This is a genomic window from Pseudomonas sp. P7758, assembly GCF_013386485.1.
Lineage (GTDB): Bacteria > Pseudomonadota > Gammaproteobacteria > Pseudomonadales > Pseudomonadaceae > Aquipseudomonas.
Window position 1 is genome coordinate 1 of the sequence record NZ_JACARS010000076.1, and the last position, 16,519, is coordinate 16,519.

Consider the following 16,519-nt stretch of genomic DNA (forward strand, 5'->3'; position numbering starts at 1 on the left):
TCGCCGGCAAGCCGGGCTCCCGCAGGTCAAGCCGGTAAGGTCAGTTCTTTCTCCGGGGCGAGGCTCCTTGTGTTCGGCGAAAGGATAAGCTGCGCGGCTTTTTCCGCGATCATCAGCGTCGGTGAGCAGGTGTTGCCTGAAGTGATGCGTGGCATGACCGACGCGTCGGCGATGCGCAGGCCGGGAACCCCGTGCACTCGCAGTTGGGCGTCGACCACCGCGTCCTTGTCGCTGCCCATGCGGCAGGTGCCCACTGGATGGAAAATCGTGGTGCCAATGCGGGCGGCGGCTTCCTGCAGTTGTTCGTCCGTCTGCAGTTCTGCGCCGGGCAGGTACTCCACCGGGTTGAATTGCTTCAGGGCCGGCGCCGAGACGATGCGTCGGGTCAGGCGAATGGCGTCGGCGGCCACCCGCAGGTCTTCCGGATGGCTGAGGTAGTTGGGGCGGATCAGCGGCGCGTCTGCCGGGTTGGCCGAGCGAATGTCGATGCGGCCACGGCTTTGCGGGCGCAAGTCGCACACCGAAGCGGTGAAGGCCGGGAACCCGTGCAGTGGTTCGCCAAAGCGCTCCAGGGACAGCGGTTGCACGTGGTATTCGAGGTTGGCCGACGTCTGCTCCGGCCCGGAGCGGGCAAACGCGCCAAGCTGGCTGGGGGCCATGGACAACGGGCCGCTGCGGTCGTACAGGTAGCGCAGGCCCATGCCCATCTTGCCCCACACGGTGCCGGCGATCTGGTTCAGGGTGCGGGCGTTTTCCAGCTTGTAAATCAGGCGCAGTTGCAGGTGATCCTGCAGGTTGCCGCCCACGCCGGGTAACTCGTGCAGCACATCGATGCCCAAAGGCTTGAGCACGCTGGAGGGGCCGATACCGGAGCGTTGCAGGATGCCGGGCGAACCGACGGAGCCGGCGCACAGGATGATTTCCTTGCGCGCCCGCCACGTGACTGGCTGGCCATGCTGGCGAGCAACCACCGCCGCCGCACGGCCGTGCTCCAGGAGTACGCGGTCGACTTCAACCTCGGTCATCACCGTCAGGTTGGGCCGCTGGCGGATCGGTTTGAGAAACGCCTTGGCCGCATTCCAGCGCACGCCGGATTTCTGATTGACCTGGAAATAGCCACAGCCTTCGTTGTCGCCCTGGTTGAAGTCACTGATGCTGTCGATACCGCTTTGCTGCGCCGCGTCACGAAACGCATCGAGGATCGGCCAGTGCAGGCGCTGTTGCTCAACCCGCCATTCACCGCCGTCACTGTGAAATTGCGAGGCACCGGCAAAATGGTTTTCGCTCTGCTTGAACAGCGGCAGCACATCCTTCCAGGCCCAGCCGGGATTGTCCTCGGCCCAGCCGTCGTAATCCCGGGCCTGGCCGCGCATGTAGATCATGCCGTTGATGGACGAGCACCCGCCCAGCACCTTGCCGCGCGGGTAGCTCAGCGCACGGCCTTGCAGGCCTTCCTGGGCTTCGGTCTTGAAACACCAGTCGGTGCGCGGGTTGCCGATGCAGAACAGGTAGCCGACGGGAATATGGATCCAGGGGTAGTTATCGCGACCGCCTGCTTCAAGCAGCAACACGCGATGGGCAGGGTTGGCAGACAGTCGATTGGCCAGCAGGCAGCCCGCCGGGCCGGCGCCTACCACCACGTAATCGTATTCAGCAGCTGCAGAATGCATCTGTGACCTCGCTTGTTTTTCTTATTGGTCCCATCCTAGTTGTTAGTTTTCGTCTTAAAAATGTTAGTTTTTACCCAGCTGCTGTGCGTTTTTAGACAACGCTGCTGTTCAAGGGAAGAAGGGGAAGGCATGTTCGACTGGAATGATCTGCGGTTCTTTCTTGAGTTACAGCGTAGCGGACGCTTGCTCACGGCGGCGCAACGCCTGAAAACCACCCACGCCACCGTGGCCCGGCACATCGAGGCCATCGAGAAAAGCCTGGGCACTGCGCTGTTCGTGCAGCACGCCCAGGGTTACGAACTCACGCCCTCCGGCGAAGCCCTGCTCAAACATGCCGAAGCCATGGAAAACGTGGCGCTGCTGGCCGAAGAAGAACTGACTCATTCCGCCGCGCCCCTGGGCAAGATCCGCCTGGGGGTGGCCGAGGGTTTGGGCGTGATGTTCCTGGCCAGTCGCATGGGCGGCCTGTTCGAACGCTACCCGGGCCTGGAAGTGGAACTGCTGGCAGTGCCACGGTTTGTCAGCATCCTCAACCGCGAAGCGGAAATCAGCATCCACCTCGAACGCCCCAGCGTCGACCAACTGGTGACTCGCAAACTCACCGACTACCGCCTGGCGCTCTACGCCAGCCGTAGCTACCTGGACCGCACACCGCCGATTGAAAAACGCGAGGACCTGGCGGTGCACGCCTGGATCGATTACGTCGACGATTTACTGTTCAGCCAGGAACTGAAATTCCTCAGCAGTTTCTGCCGCAACCCCAAAGTGGTGTTCCACAGCACCAGCGTGATCGCCCAGCACCAGGCGGCGCGCTCGGGGTTGGGAATTGCCGTATTGCCGTGCTTCATGGCGGCGAGCGACCCGGACCTGGTGCCGCTGCTGCCGGCGGAGAGCATCCAGCGCAGCTACTGGATCAGCTCCCGGCGCGAGTTGCACAAGTCGGTAAGGTTACGGGTGTTGTGGGATTACCTGGTGGAACTCTGCGCGCGGGAGCAAGGGGTTTTGCTGGGGGAGGGTTAGAGCTTCACCACCTGATGCACCTGCTCACCACAGGCACGGATCTCCTTGATCATCTTTTCAAACGGCGCGCTGACAATTTCATCGTGGGTCAGCCAGCGTATTTTCTGCGTCAGGACGTAGTGATAACGCCAGTCGCCCTTGACGCGCTCACCCGTCAGGTCCAGGTCGTACCACGGCGAGCGTACCTGGCAAGCCTTGATGTCCTTGTCGATCTGCCCACTCGACAGTGTGATGGTGTAGTCCAGCGTCTCGGGGTTGCCTATGTACAAGTCGGCCAGTTGCCCATTGCGGCGGTAGTTGAGCAGACCGTCCCATTTCTCTTGCAGCAAGGCATCGTTGTAGACGTGGTCGTTGCCCAGCGGTTCCAGGGGCCGCATGTCCGTCAGGGTGGCGCTGACCTTGTAGCTGGCCGGGATCAGGAAGGCGGTGGCGGGGCGCTCGACCTGGCAGTCGGTGATCTGTTTGCCGAAGTTGTCGCAGATGTTCTGGTCGCTGGCGGTGGCGCCTTGCTGGCGGTCGGCGACGCTCAGTTGCATCAGCGGCATGCCGCGAAAATCAACGGTGGCCGAGACCCGGGCGGTGCCCTGGGCGTCGAAGCGCTCCTGTTTGTCGAGGATCAACGTGGGGGCGGCGGGTTGCAGCGGGATGTGTTCTTCACGTACCTGGCCCTCGGCGTTGGTCACCAGCACCCAGCGGTCCTGGATGTCGGGCAGGGTCTGGCCGGGGGCGAAGATCGGGTTGGTCGGGTCCAGCCACCACACCTGGCCATCGACTTCGGCGCGGACGATGGCGTGGTTCGGTGCGCCGGTGCCGGGAATCAGCAGCGGGTTAACCACATCGCCACGGCTGACCCAGGCTGGTTCGGCCTTGATCCCGCTGGCCTTGAGCATGGCGGCCAGCAGCGTCGAAAGGTCTTTGCAGTCGCCGTAGCCGTGCTGCTCGATCTCCGCCAGGCTGAAGGGCACATAGCCGCGATCCGAGGCGCGCCAGTCGCCCAAGTAACGATAGTGGTCGTTGATGTGCTGCATCAGGCCGGCCACCTGTTGTGCCGGTGGCAAGCCGCGAACGGCGGCCACGGCGGCGGCGCCCTGGGGCGGCAGCTTGGCGCCGAGGATCTGGTTGTAGCGTTCGGCAAAGCCGCCGAAGTACTGCTGGCGATCCAGGGAGCTGCCGACTTCGATACGCGGGGCGTGGCGTATGTAGGCGTTGGCGGATTCGTTGATGTAGCTGAGGTAGGTCGGGGCCTTTTGCACCACGTCCAGGGTCTTGCGATTGGCCGATGGCGTAATGCTGAAACCCTCCATCAATTCGCTGCGCCACTCGATCGGCCGCTCGGCGGTGAAGCGTGCCTTGAAGTGGTCGCGCCGTGCGGCGTTGGGGCCGAACTGCAAGGCGTAGTAGAACTCGGTCATCAGCGGTTTGGCCGGGTGATGTTCGCGCACCGTGTAGCGGATTTGCGTGCCGACCCGCAGGTTGGGAAACGCCAGCGAGGTCTGTTTTTCCCGGGAGAAACCCTGGTCCGGGTTGGGGGCGGTGCGGGTGTCGATTTGCGTCGGGTCCAGGGGCACAGGTTTGCCGCCGGGCTGGGTGGACTCGGCCTTGATCAGTTCGAAGCCGTCTTCTTCCTGGTAGCTGAAGTCGATCCGCGAGAGCATTTCGCGGCCGCTTGGCTTGAGGATGGTGTAGTGAAAGCGGGTAGTGCAGTCGACGCTGGCGTCGCGGTTGAAGTGGCAATGCAGCTCGGTGTCGCTGGCCAGTGGGGCTTCGGCCATTGGTTGCAGGGCGGCAAGCGCGCTGTGACTGGCAAGCCCCCAGCTGATGCAGATCAGGGGACGGTAAAACGAAAAACGGAGCATGGGCGCCTCAGGTGGAACATTGACACAAGTACCCTAGGGGTACCGAGAAGGCGCCGGATGATAATGGATCGCAACACGAATGCCTAGCATTGTCCGACAATTAATTACGCTGTAATGCCCGATCTAGAGCCTTCGTTAATGTTTTAAGGATTACTTTTCGAGTTCAAACTCGACGCTTCCCAGCCGCTCACCGTTCACCAGCACGTGAACCGCATGCTTGCCGGGATAGTGCTTGCGCGTGGTCAATTCACGGATAGGTTGGCCACGGCTGATGGCGTGATGTTCTCCGGCGCCCAGGGTAAATGCCTTGAGCTTGAACACCTTGGATGCGCTGTGACCGGCGCTTTTCACATAGTCGATGGCGTAGTCGACCACCAGCTTTTGCGACGAATCGGCAGTGGACTCCAGGCTGAAGGACAGGTTGATCCGCTCCCCCAACTTGATCGCCGCCGGCTCGACCTTGAGTTGATGGATCTTCACTTCGGCCCTGGCCCCGGCGCCCATGATCGTCAGCGCCCGGGTGTTGCCTTGCTTGATCAGGCTGCGCAGCGCGTGGCGGGCGATCCACGCGGTGTGGGGGTTATCCAGGGACCAGCCTTCGATCAGGCCCAGCACCCAATCCGGATGGTCCTTGGTGATGTCGTTGAGGTGGTTGGCCACCGACTTGCGCACGTAGAGGCTGCTGTCGGCCTTGAGACTGTCGAGGATCGAAGCGCACAGGTTCGGGTCGGCCTGCACCTCGGCCAGGCGAAACGACCATGGCAGCCGTGGCCGTGAACCTTCGCTGGCGAGGCGTCGTACGTGTTCGCTGTCGTCCAGCGACCACTGTTGCATCACCGCCAGGGTGCGCTTGAAATCCTTCAGCAGAAAATGCCGCACGGCAAACTCGGCGGAGCCGAAGGTGGTGAAGTACTTGAGGGCAGCCATGGAGCGCTTGAAATCATCGCCGCCGTAGCTGGCAACGTAGTGGGGCAGGAACAGGCTGACAAAGGCGCTGTTCAGCCGGGGCGCCAGGGCATACAGCAACTTCAGCGTTTGGGGGTAATCCAGCGGGATCACGGCATGCAGGCTTTCGCTGACCCGCGCCATGCGCTGCATCACCGACAGATCCACGAGCCCGGCCTTGGCGTGTTTGAGAAAGCCCTTGGCGTCGAACGCCGGATACACCGCGGTCATTTCGTTGGCGATGTGTTGCAGGCGTTCGGCGTTGAAGATTTCCTTCAGGGCCGGGGCGCTTTGGTCGGTCATGGGCAAGTCCGCGGTTAGCCAGAGATGCCCACGAGGCTAACCATCAGTGCCTAGAGATACCAGCGATATTCCCGCGCATGAATTTCCTGCTGGAATGCCAGGTGGTCCTGGCGTTTGTTTTCGCAATACACGTCGACAAACTCCGCGCCCAGGCCTTCGCGCAACGTCGGCTGATGCTGCATGGCGCGCACCGCCTCCAGCATTTCCAGGGGGAAGTCCGCGCCGCTGTTGCGGTCTTCGTTCAGCGGGGCGATGGGCTCCTTCGCTGCTTCAAGACCATGCTCAAGCCCCACCAGAATCGCCGCCAATACCAGATACGGGTTGGCATCGGCACTCGCCAGGCGATGTTCGATGCGCAGGTTGCGCGGGTCGGACTCAGGGATTCGCACGCACGCGTCACGGTCTTCAAAGCCCCAGCACGCGCGGGTTGCCGCGTTGACCGTGCCACCAAGGCGGCGGAAGGCGTTGTGGTTGGGCGAGAAGATCGGCATGCAGTGCGGCAGCAGTTCCAGGCAACCCGCCACTGCGTGGCGCAACGGTTGCTGCTGGTGGGCCGCCAGCAGGTTATTGCCCGCCGCATCGTACAGGCTGACGTGCACATGCATGCCACTGCCGGGGTGTTGCAGGTAAGGCTTGGCCATGAAGCTGGCGCGATAGCCGTGCTTGAGGGCCACGCCACGGGTGCTGCGGCAGAACAGGGCGGCCCAGTCGGCGGCGCGCAGGCCGTCTTCCAGGTGGCCGAAATTGATTTCGAACTGGCCGGGGCCGAGTTCGGCGGTGATCACCGTGATGTCGATGCCCTGGGCCTTGGCCGTCTCGACCATATCGTCCAACACCGGCGCAAAGCGTGACAGGCGCTCGATGTGCAAGTTGGGCTGGTCGTCCGCGTCATCACTCAGCGGGTCGCGGGCAAATTGCGGCAGGCCGTCGCTGAGCTTTTTGTCGAACAGGTAGAACTCCAGCTCGAACGCGACCACCGGGTGAATGCCTTTGCGCTGCAGGCGTTCCAGCACCTTGGCCAGTACTTCCCGGGGTTCGAATTCGATGGGCGCTTCGGTGCCGTCGGAGGTGATCAACATCTGCCCCAGCGGCTGCGCCTCCCAGCTCACCGGCTTGAGGGTGCCGGGCACCAGGCGGCGGTTGGCGTCCGGGTCGCCGTCGTGGAAGCAATAGTCGCCGATCTTGAACAGGCCGCCCTGGGCACCCAGCAGCACCGCGTTCTGCGGCAGTTTCAACGGGCTGCCGGCGGCGACCTTTTCCAGCATCTCCACCGGGTAGCGCTTGCCGTAGAAATGCCCGGGAATGTCCAGGGCAATCAGGTCGACGTAGCGCACATCGGGATGGTTCTGGCGAAAGGTCCGGACTTCGGCCAAAAGCGTGGAAGCATGGCTTTTCACGGGTGTTGCTCCTAGTTGTAGACCCACAGCACGCGGGCTGGCAGGTCGGTCAGGTTGCCGTAGCGGCAGTGGGCAAAACTGGCCAGGTGGAAGCTGTCGCCGGGGCCCAGGGTGACCGAGTCCGGCTCGCCCTCGACCCACAGCGTCAACTCGCCCTCCAGCACGTAACCGGCCTGTTCGGCACGGTCCCTCATGGTTTGTTCGCCGCTGTTGGCACCGGGGGCCAGCAGGCTGTCGAGGATCGAGAACGCGCCGTGCATGCTCGGCGACACCAGGATGTCGGTGATGCCATTGGCGTAATACACCGTGCGCCGTTCGTTGGGGCGGGTGACCCAGTCCACCGCCTTGGGTTTGGACAGGCTGTAGAAATAGGTGGTGGGCACACCGAGCGCGTGGCTGATGGCCGTGAGGTCGGCCACGGTCGGGCGCGACAGGCCGCGTTCGACCTGGGACAGGAAACCCACGGAACGCTCGATCTTTTGCGCCAGTTGCGCCAGGGTGAGCTTCTTGTGCTTGCGCAGGTCGTGGATCAGGATCGCCAGGGCGTCGAGTTCTTCTTGCTTGTCCATGGGCGCTTCGTGAAATTCTTATCAGGAAATTTCATGAAAAATTACAGGATTAATTTCACGAGGGCAATGGGTATGGAGTTGGCAGAGCATTTACGCCGCCTGGAACAGGAGCTGCACCAATGCACCACCCGTACAGATGCGGCGCGGTTGTCGGTGCTGCTGGCGGATGACTTCGTCGAATTTGGTGCCAGTGGCAATGTATGGGGCAGCAAGGCCGAGGTGATCGAAGGGCTGCAGGATGAGGTGTTTTCAGTCCGTAGCATCAGTGACTTTGCAATGAAGGTGCTGGCCGAAGGCGTGGCGTTGGTGACGTATCGCTGCCAGCGCGCGGCGACGGATGCAAATGCGGCGGGGGAGTCATTGCGCAGTTCGGTGTGGCGCGAAAGCGGCGGGCAGTGGCAGATGGTGTTTCATCAGGGCACGCCAACACGTCAGCGTGCACCTGTGTAAGCGCCGGCAGGTCAGACCGTACGCTTGGCCTCGAACCCCGACAGGCTGACATCATCACGATGCCCGAGCAGCTCGGCCACCACCGAGGTCGGCGACTTGTGCTTGTAGGTGTTGTAGTTGTTGACCGAGTCGTGGAAGAGCTGGCGGGTGAACGCGACACGGCTTTCCAGGCTGGCGATTTCTGCGCTGGGTGACGAGGCATTTTGCGCCGCCGCCAATTGTTGTTCGGCCTCCTTGAATTGGCCGAAGGCTTTTTTGCAGCGATCGAGCAGGGCCACCAGTTCCCTGTAGGTGCCGAACACGTAGAGCGCGAGCAAGGTGACAACGGTCACGAAAATGATGATGACGTGGGTACCAGTCATTGGAATTCCTGAGCGGCTGGAAAAAAGAACCAATCTTATCTGATTAATCGCCGGCCCGGTCGCTGGCCGTCCATCCATCTGCCGCTTCCATCACGGCGCTGAATGATTCCACGCCGCTGCGGTCGGAATCTTTACGCGTCATTCATTGAAGGAAGTGCCCATGAAGTCCAAATCCCTTGTTGCCTGCCTGCTGGTTGCCGCGAGCCTGTCCGCCGCGAGTCTCACCGTCCAGGCCGCGGATACTCCGCAAAAAACCGTGCAGCCTTCGAATATCAATACCCGCGACCTCAAGACGGGAGACCGTGCGCCAGACATTCTGATGCGTAAGGAGTCGGCCATTGCCGACTGGAAGAAACGTGGCCTGAAGCAGCCGGAAGAAGACAGCCAGTGGGCTCGAGTGAACGACAAGTACGTATTGCTCAAAACCACCAACGGCACGATTCTCGACATCACCCCCGTTAAAAAATAAAGCGTTCGGCGGGATGGGTGATCGCGCTTCATCCCGCTGGATTTGATTTTTGCATAAATGCATAAACCAGCATTTTTTTCTTCTTGTTTTGCGTTAAGGTACGTCCGCTGCGGGCCGCAATGGTCCCTTTACCTTGACCGGAATGAGAGCAGGATGCTTGCCACAATAAGAAATTACCCGCGTACCGTGAACCTGTTGTTGTCGGCCACGCTGATCCTCACCCTGGCCAAAGCCATCACCTTTCCGTACCTGGTGATCTACCTCACCAACCACTTTGCCCTCGACATCAGCCAGGTCGGCCTGGTGATCGGCAGCTCGCTGATCGTCGGCTCGCTGCTGAGTGTCTACGGCGGTTTCCTGGTAGACCGCATCAACAGCTACAGGCTATTGCTCAGCTTGAGTGTGGTGTTTGCCCTGGGGTTTATCGGCACGGTGCTGGCCCGGGAAATCTGGTCGTTCTACAGCTGCCTGATCCTGATCAACCTGGCGTACGCGGTGATCGACATCGCGATCAAGTCCGGGTTTGCCAGCCTGTTGCCGGAAGATGAGCGCAGCGAAGCGTTTTCCATCAAGTACACCCTGACCAATATCGGCTATGCCGTAGGGCCGTTTTTTGGCGCGATGGTGGCCAAGCTCGATATCAGCTTGCCGTTTATCCTGTCGGCGGTCCTGGGCTTCGGTTTTTTCCTGCTGTACTGGCGTTGGGGCGACCGCACGCTGGCCACGGTAGACACCACGCAAAAGCCGGTGTCGTTCCTCGCGGTGGGGCGTGTATTGCTGCGGGATCACCGACTGGTGTGCTTCACCGTCGGCGGCCTGCTCAGTGCCGTGGTGTTCGGCCAGTTCACCGCGTACCTGTCGCAGTACCTGGTGACCACCACTACCGCCGAATACACCTACACCATCATCAGCGCGGTACTCACCACCAACGCGGTGTTGGTGATTGCCCTGCAATACGCGATTGGCCGGCGCATTTCCCACCGCTACCTGAGCCAGTGGCTGATCTTCGGCCTGGGCATGTTCATGCTGGGGGTGATTGGCTTTGCTCTGGCGAGCAACGTGTGGTGGTGGATCCTGGCGATGGCGATTTTCACCGTGGGCGAAATCGTGGTGTTTCCGGCCGAGTACATGTTCATCGACCGCATCGCCCCGGACAACCTGCGGGGCATGTACTACGGGGCGCAAAACCTCTCCAACCTCGGTGCTGCCCTGGGGCCAGTGCTGTGCGGGCTGGTGCTGGCCAACCTGCCGGCCCACTACATGTTCTACATGTTGGCAGCGTTCATTGTCGGGGGAGGGGTGTTCTATTTTATCGGGGCGTCGTTGAAAGCCCGCGACATACTGTAGGAGCACGCTTGCTCGCGAAGGTCGTCAACGATAACGCGCCACGCCTGAATGAACGCGGTGCCCGGGCGTTTTTCGCGAGCAAGCCCGCTCCTACAAAGGGCGCAGCGGCAGGTCATCCAGCCTGAGTTTACCGACGGTGTTGCTCTGCAATTCGTACCGCAACTCGTCGACCATCTTTTCCACTTCCTGCGGGGTCTGCAGCTTGTTGACGCTGATCCCGGTGACCACCAAATCCACCCGGCCGCTTTCGGCGTCGAAGACCTTGAGCGTCAACGACGCGTCACGGCACAGGGTGAATTCGCAGGTCAGGGGCGACAGGGCCTCTTCGATGCAGTTGCGCAGTTGGGAGAGCGTAAACATCAGGGTTCTCCTCAGCGACGACGCAGCAACAGGCCCAGCAGCAGGCCGACACCGGCGACGATCGCAACCGTTGCCAGGGGTTTTTGCTTGGCGAAATCGCCGACGGTGTCCAGCGCGTCACCGTAGGTTTGCTGCAACTGGCCAGCGGCCTGGCGAGCGACACCCTCGGCCTGGAGACGTTCGTCACCGGTCAGATCACCCAGAAAACCTTGAGCCTTGCCGGCCACTTTTTCGACGGCGCCTTTGACTTGTTCGCTTTTCATGATGGATTCCTTAAAGGGCATGACATCTCAACGGCACAGGACCCTAAGCCCTATGCCCACCCTTCAAGGTTAAGCAGTGCACCCCCGCGCAATAAGGCGAATTTGCACCGGTCGCACTAGTGCATTTGCACTCTATTTCGGCTTTTTAACCCGCAACTCACCGGCAAACAGCCCGCGCTCACGGGCCCACACGATGGCTGCACTACGGCTATGCACCCCCAGTTTGGAGTACACCGTGGCCACATGGTTACGCACGGTGTTGGGTGCCAGTTTCAGGCGCGAAGCGATTTCCTTGTCGGCCAGGCCTTCGCAAATCAACCCCAGTACGTCGCGCTCGCGGGCGGTCAGGTCGGTAAAGGAAATGTTCGGTACATTGGGGCTGTTGACGCTCTTGGCGTTGGCCAGTTTTTCAATCAGCGTCTGGCTGAACCATGAGGCGTCCTGCATCACTTCCTCGATCGCGGCCACCAGTTCCAGCTCGGAGCGCTTGCGTTCGGTGATGTTCATCAGCACCAGCAGGTAGCAGGGCACATCCTGGATACTGACGGTGTCGGCAGACAGCACACAGTCGATCAGCTCATTGCCTTTCTTGCGAATCTTCAGGTCGAGGCCGTCGAGGTTGCCGGCTTTTTCCAGGGTGGTGAACAGTTGCGTGCAGGCCTGGGGGCTGTCGATAAAGTCGATGTCTTCGATGGATTTGCCGATCAGTTCTTCACTGGTATAGCCGGTGATGGTCATGAAGGCTTCGTTGATATCCACCACCTGGCGGTTGGCGGCGTTGCACACCAGGGTCGGCACCGGCGTCAGGCGGAACGACTTGGCGAAGCGTTCCTCGCTCTGACGCAGGGCGGTTTCGGCCTTGCGGCGAGGCTCCAGGTCGGTGAAGGAAAACAGCATGCAGTCTTCCTCATTCATGTCCAGCGGCTGGCCGGCCACGATCACCAGTTTGCTGCCGCCTTCGGGCAGTTTCAGTTCGGCTTGCATCTGTGGAATGGTCGCGCCTTCGCCCAGGCGCTTGACGGCCAGGTCCTTGTTTTCGGCCTGTTCCAGCACGTCCAGTTCATACACCGAGTGGCCGATCACCTGGTCGCGGTTGTAGCCGGTCATCTCCAGGAAGCCCTGGTTGACCTTGATGTAGCGCAGGTCGCTCAGGCGGCAAATCACCGCCGGCGCCGGGTTGGCATTGAAGGTCTTTTCGAAGCGCTGTTCGGCGCTGGCCCATTCGGTGGCGTCGCTCAGGATCAACACCAGCAATTCCGGCTCGCCCGACGCGTCGTCGAGCACCAGGCTGCGCAGGCGATGCACCCAGACTTTTTCCTCGTCGCCGGTGGGGGTGACTTCCACCACCACATCGCTGAACTCTTCACCGTCTGCCACCCGGCTCAGAGGATAATTCTCCAGCACCAACGGGTGGTTGTTGCGATACCGCAAGGCAAAGCGCGCGGCGTATTCCTTGGTGTTGGCACCCAGGTCTTCGACTTTATCCACGCCATGCATCTGCAGCGCGGCTTCATTGGCCCAGAGGATGGTCTGGTCGGCCTCGGCGAGGATCACGCCGTCGGACAAGCCCGAGATGATCTGCTGCAGTTGGCGGCGGTTGGTTTCTTTGGCGAGGACGGCCTGGCTCATGGTTTCTCCTGGGGTAAGTCGCATGGGAAGTACGACACCTGAGGCTCAGGATAGTGCAGAGAAAGTGCCCGGCGCGGGGTGCGAATGCACCAGTGCGCCTAGTGCAATTGTGTCGAGACCGCAGGGCAGGTGCCTCGCCAAACTGGCCACCTACCCACTGTTCAAAGGATTTAACATGACCACTGTCTATGAAACCAACCGTTCGCTGTTTCGTGTGTCCTGGGGCTCGGTATTGGCCGGTAGTGCAATTGCCCTGGTGACCTATCTGGTATTGAGCGTACTTGGCACCGCGATTGGCGCCAGCGCGGTAGACCCGATGGCCGCGGGTAACCCGCTGAGCGGTTTCGGCACCGGTGCCGGGATCTGGCTGTTTGTCTCGACGCTGCTGGCAATCGGTGCCGGTGCATTCGTGGCCGGGCGCACCGCGCCGGATCGCGGCGGCCTGCACGGCGTGCTGAGCTGGACCATCACCACCTTGCTCACCACCTGGCTGCTGGCCGCGCTGGCCACCAGCGTTGTGGGAGCGGCGGGCAATGTCGTCGGCAAGGGCCTGTCGGCTGCCGGCAGCGGGATCGCCGCCGTGGCGCCGGGTATCAGCGACAGCGTCAAGCAGCAACTGAATGAGCAGGGCATCAAGCTGGACTGGAACAGCCTGCAAGGTCAGCTCGACACACTGCTCAAGCAGAGCGGCAAACCTGAACTGGACCCAGCCAACGTTGAGCAAAAAGCCGATCAGGCGGCTGCGGACGGCAAGCAGTCGGCCAACGATGCCGCGACCAACCCAGCCCAGGCTGGTGATGAATTGAAGCAGTGGTTCGAGCGGGTCAAGGCTTCCGGTGAGCCGGCGTTGAACGCGGCGGACAAGCAGGCACTGGTCAACATTGTTGCGGCCCGTACCGGCAAGAGCCAGGCTGAGGCCACCCAGATTGTCGACAACTACGCCCAGGCCTACCAGCAGGCCGTGCAGAAGGTCGACGAACTGAAGCAACAGGCTGAACAGAAAGCCCGTGAAGCCGGTGAAGTCGCGGCCAAGCAACTGTCCCGTGCTGCGTGGAGCACCTTGTTGATGTTGCTGCTGGGCGCAGCGTTGAGCTTCGGTGTGGGTCGCCTGGCGATTTCCACCCGTCGTGTACCGTTGGCCTGATCATGACCTGAGGTGATCTATGTGGCGAGGGAGCTTGCTCCCGCTGGGCTGCGAAGCGGCCCCAAAAAAGAGGGGAGCGCTACGCACTGGAGCGCCAGCCCGGTCCAGCGGCAGCAAGCTCCCTCGCCACAATGCTTCGCTGGCACCAAACATGCTAGTGTCAGCACTCCAACATCCACTGGCAGTGCCTGGCGATGCGCGACATCTACAGCGTCTTCAACTCCAACGGCGCCTATGAAACCGGGGCCCATGCCCACGACGAATTCATGCTGATGGTGCCCGAGCACGGCCTGTTGCGTTTCAAGGATGAGGAAAGCGGGCGCACCACCTCGGTGATCGACCGCCAGTTCGTACTGGTGCCGCCGCAATCCAGCCATTCCTCCTCGTCACTCACCGCCAGCCAGGGCCACGTGGCGTTCTACGTCGACCCCGACTACATGCACTACGCCTTGCGTGACCTGTCCGGTGATGCCAACCGCTTGCTGCGCGTGCCCACCCTGGGCATCTGGCAAACCTCCGCGCCGTTGCACCATCTGCTCCTGGCAAAAAAAGCCTTCAGCCAACCCGACCTGTACATCGACCGCCGCCGCCAGGTGGCCCAGGCCGATCACTTGCTGCTGCTCGAATGCCTGGCGATTTCCCTCAGCCAGCCGAGTCTGCAACGCTCATCTACCGAGCGCCACGGCGCCATGCTGGTGCGTGACGTCAAGGCGTACGTGGAAGGCAACCTCGAACATGCGCCGGGGCTGGATGAAATCGCCGAGACGTTTCACATGTCGCGCCGCCATCTGACCCGGCTGTTCGCGCTGCACACCGGCGAGACGGTGCTGGCGTACGTCCAGCGCCTGCGCCTGGAGCGCGCGCAGACGTTGTTGCGGCACACCCGCATGTCGGTGCTGGAGATCGCCAATAACGTCGGCTATGAGTCACCGTCACACCTGGCCCATGTGTTTCGCCGGGTGCTGGGCGTGTCGCCGGATGAGTGGCGCCGCGGCTGATACCGCCTCAACTTTTTTGATGTCCCGATCCCGCGCATGATCCGGCCCGATCCCGTGCGCCGCAAATCCGTCATCCGTTCATCCTCACCCCGTCAACAACAAACAAGTCCGGCCTACCGGACGAGGAGGGGCGGTGAGTGCAAAACCCTTTATCAGCTTCGCAGGGGTGCAAAAAAGCTTCAAAGTCGAGGGCCGCCAGTTTGTGGCCGTGCGCAACGTATCGCTTGAAGTTCAGCGGGGCGAAATCATCACCCTGGTCGGCCCTTCGGGGTGCGGCAAGTCCACCTTGCTCAACATGACCGCCGGGCTCTTCGGCCCCACGGATGGCCAGGTGCATTACGACGGCGCCGAGGTCAAGGGCGTCAACACCCGTGTCGGCTACATGACCCAGGCCGACCACTTGCTGCCGTGGCGCACCGTGGCCGGCAACATCGCCGTGCCGCTGCAAATCCGCCGCATGCCCAAGGCCCGGATCGACAGTCGCGTCGAGGAGCTGATGGCGCTGGTGGGCCTCACCGGTTTTGGCGAAAGCTACCCCAACCAGCTTTCCGGCGGCATGCGCAAACGCGCGGCCATGGCGCGCTTGATGGCCAGCGACCCGGAAACCCTGCTGATGGACGAACCCTTCGGCGCCCTTGATGCGCAGATGCGCCTGACCCTGCAGACCGAACTCTTGCGCCTGTGCCGCAAGCTCAATAAAACCGTGCTGTTCGTCACCCACGATGTCGACGAGGCCATCGCGCTGGCGGACCGCTGCGTGGTGTTCGCCGGTCGCCCGGGCACCATCGACCATGTGCTCGATATTCCCTTGGGCGGTGAACGCAACCTGGTGCAATTGCGCTCCGACCCACGCTACGTGGAACTCTGCGCCGCCCTCTGGAAACGCCTGGCGCCCGACGTCGCCGGTGCTGCCGATCCCGCCTCATTGGCTCACTCGCTGGAGGTCGTATGATCCAGGTCTATCGCTTGCTGTTCCTGATTTTCCTGCTGGTGTTCTGGGAGTGTGTGTCCCGCTGGTTCGGCGTGGAATTTTTCATCAGCCGGCCTTCGGCGGTGGTGCAAAGCCTGTGGAAAATCCTCATGAACGGGGTGTTCTTCTACCACGCCGGCATCACCACCCTGGAAGCCGTGCTGGGCTTTTTCTTCGGCTCCCTCGCAGGCTTGATCGCCGGTTTGGTGCTGGGCCGCGCCAAGCTGCTGGCGGATATTCTCGACCCGTTCCTGACCGCCTTCTACAGCTTGCCGAAAGTCGCGCTGGCGCCACTGTTCATCCTCTGGTTCGGCATCGGCTTGCCGATGAAAGTCATCCTGACCGCGGCCGTGGTGTTCTTCCTGGTGTTCCTCAACACCTACAGCGGCGTGCGCAACGTGTCCCGCGAGCAACTGACCATCCTGCGCCTGATGGGCGCCAAGGAGCGCGACCTGTTGACCATGGTGGTCATCCCGTCCGCTTTCACCTGGGTATTCACCGGCCTGCGCCTGTCGGTGCCCTATGCGCTGATCGGCGCGCTGGTGGGCGAGATCATCGCCGCCAACCGGGGCCTGGGCTACCTGCTCTCAGATGCAGCCTCGCAGTTCGATACCGCCGGTGTATTTGCCGCACTGGTGGGCATCATCGCCCTCGCGCTGATCCTGAACACGGCGGTGAAGCTGGCAGAACGCAAGTTGATGCCGTGGAAGGCCAACGAAGCGGAACGTGAAGTTGCGGTTTAACCCCTTATTTTTGCGGAGCTTGAT

The 16,519-nt window shown here is 61.7% G+C and carries 17 protein-coding genes; 8 read left to right on the top strand and 9 right to left on the bottom strand.

Features of this window, described 5'->3' with window-relative positions; translation table 11 throughout:
• Positions 1 to 26: 26 nt before the first annotated feature.
• Entirely contained in the window at positions 27 to 1,670 is a 1,644-nt protein-coding gene (locus HX873_RS17155) for a GMC family oxidoreductase (RefSeq protein ID WP_177122952.1), read from the bottom strand.
• Between the two features lie 129 nt (positions 1,671 to 1,799).
• Between HX873_RS17155 and HX873_RS17160 the strand changes: the two genes are divergently transcribed.
• Complete coding sequence (locus HX873_RS17160; RefSeq protein WP_003211603.1) at positions 1,800 to 2,690, top strand: LysR family transcriptional regulator; 891 nt, start codon at positions 1,800 to 1,802, stop codon at positions 2,688 to 2,690.
• On the opposite strand, the gene HX873_RS17165 is transcribed toward HX873_RS17160, so the two are convergent.
• From HX873_RS17165 to HX873_RS17180, 4 genes are all read right to left on the bottom strand, one after another.
• Positions 2,687 to 4,546 (bottom strand): DUF3857 domain-containing transglutaminase family protein, encoded by a 1,860-nt coding sequence (locus HX873_RS17165; RefSeq protein ID WP_177122953.1) that lies wholly within the window; start codon positions 4,544 to 4,546, stop codon positions 2,687 to 2,689. The genes HX873_RS17160 and HX873_RS17165 overlap by 4 nt on opposite strands.
• Before the next feature lie 150 nt (positions 4,547 to 4,696).
• A complete protein-coding gene (locus HX873_RS17170) occupies positions 4,697 to 5,794 on the bottom strand; it encodes a DNA alkylation repair protein (protein WP_177122954.1) in 1,098 nt (365 codons plus the stop codon).
• Between the two features lie 50 nt (positions 5,795 to 5,844).
• Positions 5,845 to 7,191, bottom strand: a complete 1,347-nt coding sequence (locus HX873_RS17175; protein ID WP_008435874.1) for a glutamine synthetase family protein — start codon at positions 7,189 to 7,191, stop codon at positions 5,845 to 5,847.
• 11 nt (positions 7,192 to 7,202) lie between these two features.
• Positions 7,203 to 7,760, bottom strand: coding sequence for a helix-turn-helix domain-containing protein (locus HX873_RS17180; protein WP_177122955.1), 558 nt, complete (start codon positions 7,758 to 7,760; stop codon positions 7,203 to 7,205).
• Between the two features lie 66 nt (positions 7,761 to 7,826).
• On the opposite strand from HX873_RS17180, the gene HX873_RS17185 reads away from it, so the two are divergent.
• Positions 7,827 to 8,210 carry a DUF4440 domain-containing protein gene (locus tag HX873_RS17185; RefSeq protein ID WP_102369375.1) on the top strand — a complete coding sequence of 128 codons (384 nt, stop codon included), beginning with the start codon at positions 7,827 to 7,829 and terminating at the stop codon, positions 8,208 to 8,210.
• Between the two features lie 11 nt (positions 8,211 to 8,221).
• On the opposite strand, the gene HX873_RS17190 is transcribed toward HX873_RS17185, so the two are convergent.
• Positions 8,222 to 8,572, bottom strand: a complete 351-nt coding sequence (locus HX873_RS17190) for a LemA family protein (protein WP_003211591.1) — start codon at positions 8,570 to 8,572, stop codon at positions 8,222 to 8,224.
• Between the two features lie 160 nt (positions 8,573 to 8,732).
• On the opposite strand from HX873_RS17190, the gene HX873_RS17195 reads away from it, so the two are divergent.
• Together HX873_RS17195 and HX873_RS17200 are read left to right on the top strand one after the other, a co-directional pair.
• On the top strand, positions 8,733 to 9,041 hold the full coding sequence (locus tag HX873_RS17195; RefSeq protein ID WP_003211589.1) for an RcnB family protein: 309 nt from the start codon (positions 8,733 to 8,735) through the stop codon (positions 9,039 to 9,041).
• 153 nt (positions 9,042 to 9,194) lie between these two features.
• Entirely contained in the window at positions 9,195 to 10,388 is a 1,194-nt protein-coding gene (locus tag HX873_RS17200) for an MFS transporter (RefSeq protein ID WP_102369374.1), read from the top strand.
• Between the two features lie 90 nt (positions 10,389 to 10,478).
• Here the strand turns inward: HX873_RS17200 and HX873_RS17205 are convergent, their stop codons facing one another.
• The 3 genes from HX873_RS17205 to HX873_RS17215 all read right to left on the bottom strand — a co-directional run bounded on the left by HX873_RS17205 (position 10,479) and on the right by HX873_RS17215 (position 12,640).
• Positions 10,479 to 10,748, bottom strand: coding sequence for a DUF1652 domain-containing protein (locus HX873_RS17205; protein WP_003211585.1), 270 nt, complete (start codon positions 10,746 to 10,748; stop codon positions 10,479 to 10,481).
• 11 nt (positions 10,749 to 10,759) lie between these two features.
• Positions 10,760 to 11,011: a CsbD family protein gene (locus HX873_RS17210; protein ID WP_003211583.1), complete on the bottom strand. Its 252-nt coding sequence runs from the start codon at positions 11,009 to 11,011 to the stop codon at positions 10,760 to 10,762.
• A gap of 132 nt (positions 11,012 to 11,143) precedes the next feature.
• Entirely contained in the window at positions 11,144 to 12,640 is a 1,497-nt protein-coding gene (locus tag HX873_RS17215) for a PAS domain S-box protein (RefSeq protein ID WP_087694084.1), read from the bottom strand.
• A gap of 175 nt (positions 12,641 to 12,815) precedes the next feature.
• On the opposite strand from HX873_RS17215, the gene HX873_RS17220 reads away from it, so the two are divergent.
• The 4 genes from HX873_RS17220 (at position 12,816) to HX873_RS17235 (ending at position 16,495) form a co-directional block, all read left to right on the top strand.
• A complete protein-coding gene (locus HX873_RS17220) occupies positions 12,816 to 13,784 on the top strand; it encodes a hypothetical protein (protein WP_177009748.1) in 969 nt (322 codons plus the stop codon).
• Between the two features lie 194 nt (positions 13,785 to 13,978).
• Positions 13,979 to 14,782: an AraC family transcriptional regulator gene (locus tag HX873_RS17225; protein WP_003211578.1), complete on the top strand. Its 804-nt coding sequence runs from the start codon at positions 13,979 to 13,981 to the stop codon at positions 14,780 to 14,782.
• 133 nt (positions 14,783 to 14,915) lie between these two features.
• Positions 14,916 to 15,734: an ABC transporter ATP-binding protein gene (locus tag HX873_RS17230; protein WP_177122956.1), complete on the top strand. Its 819-nt coding sequence runs from the start codon at positions 14,916 to 14,918 to the stop codon at positions 15,732 to 15,734.
• Entirely contained in the window at positions 15,731 to 16,495 is a 765-nt protein-coding gene (locus HX873_RS17235) for an ABC transporter permease (protein ID WP_177122957.1), read from the top strand. Before HX873_RS17230 ends, HX873_RS17235 begins: the two co-directional genes overlap by 4 nt.
• The last annotated feature ends 24 nt before the right edge of the window (positions 16,496 to 16,519 follow it).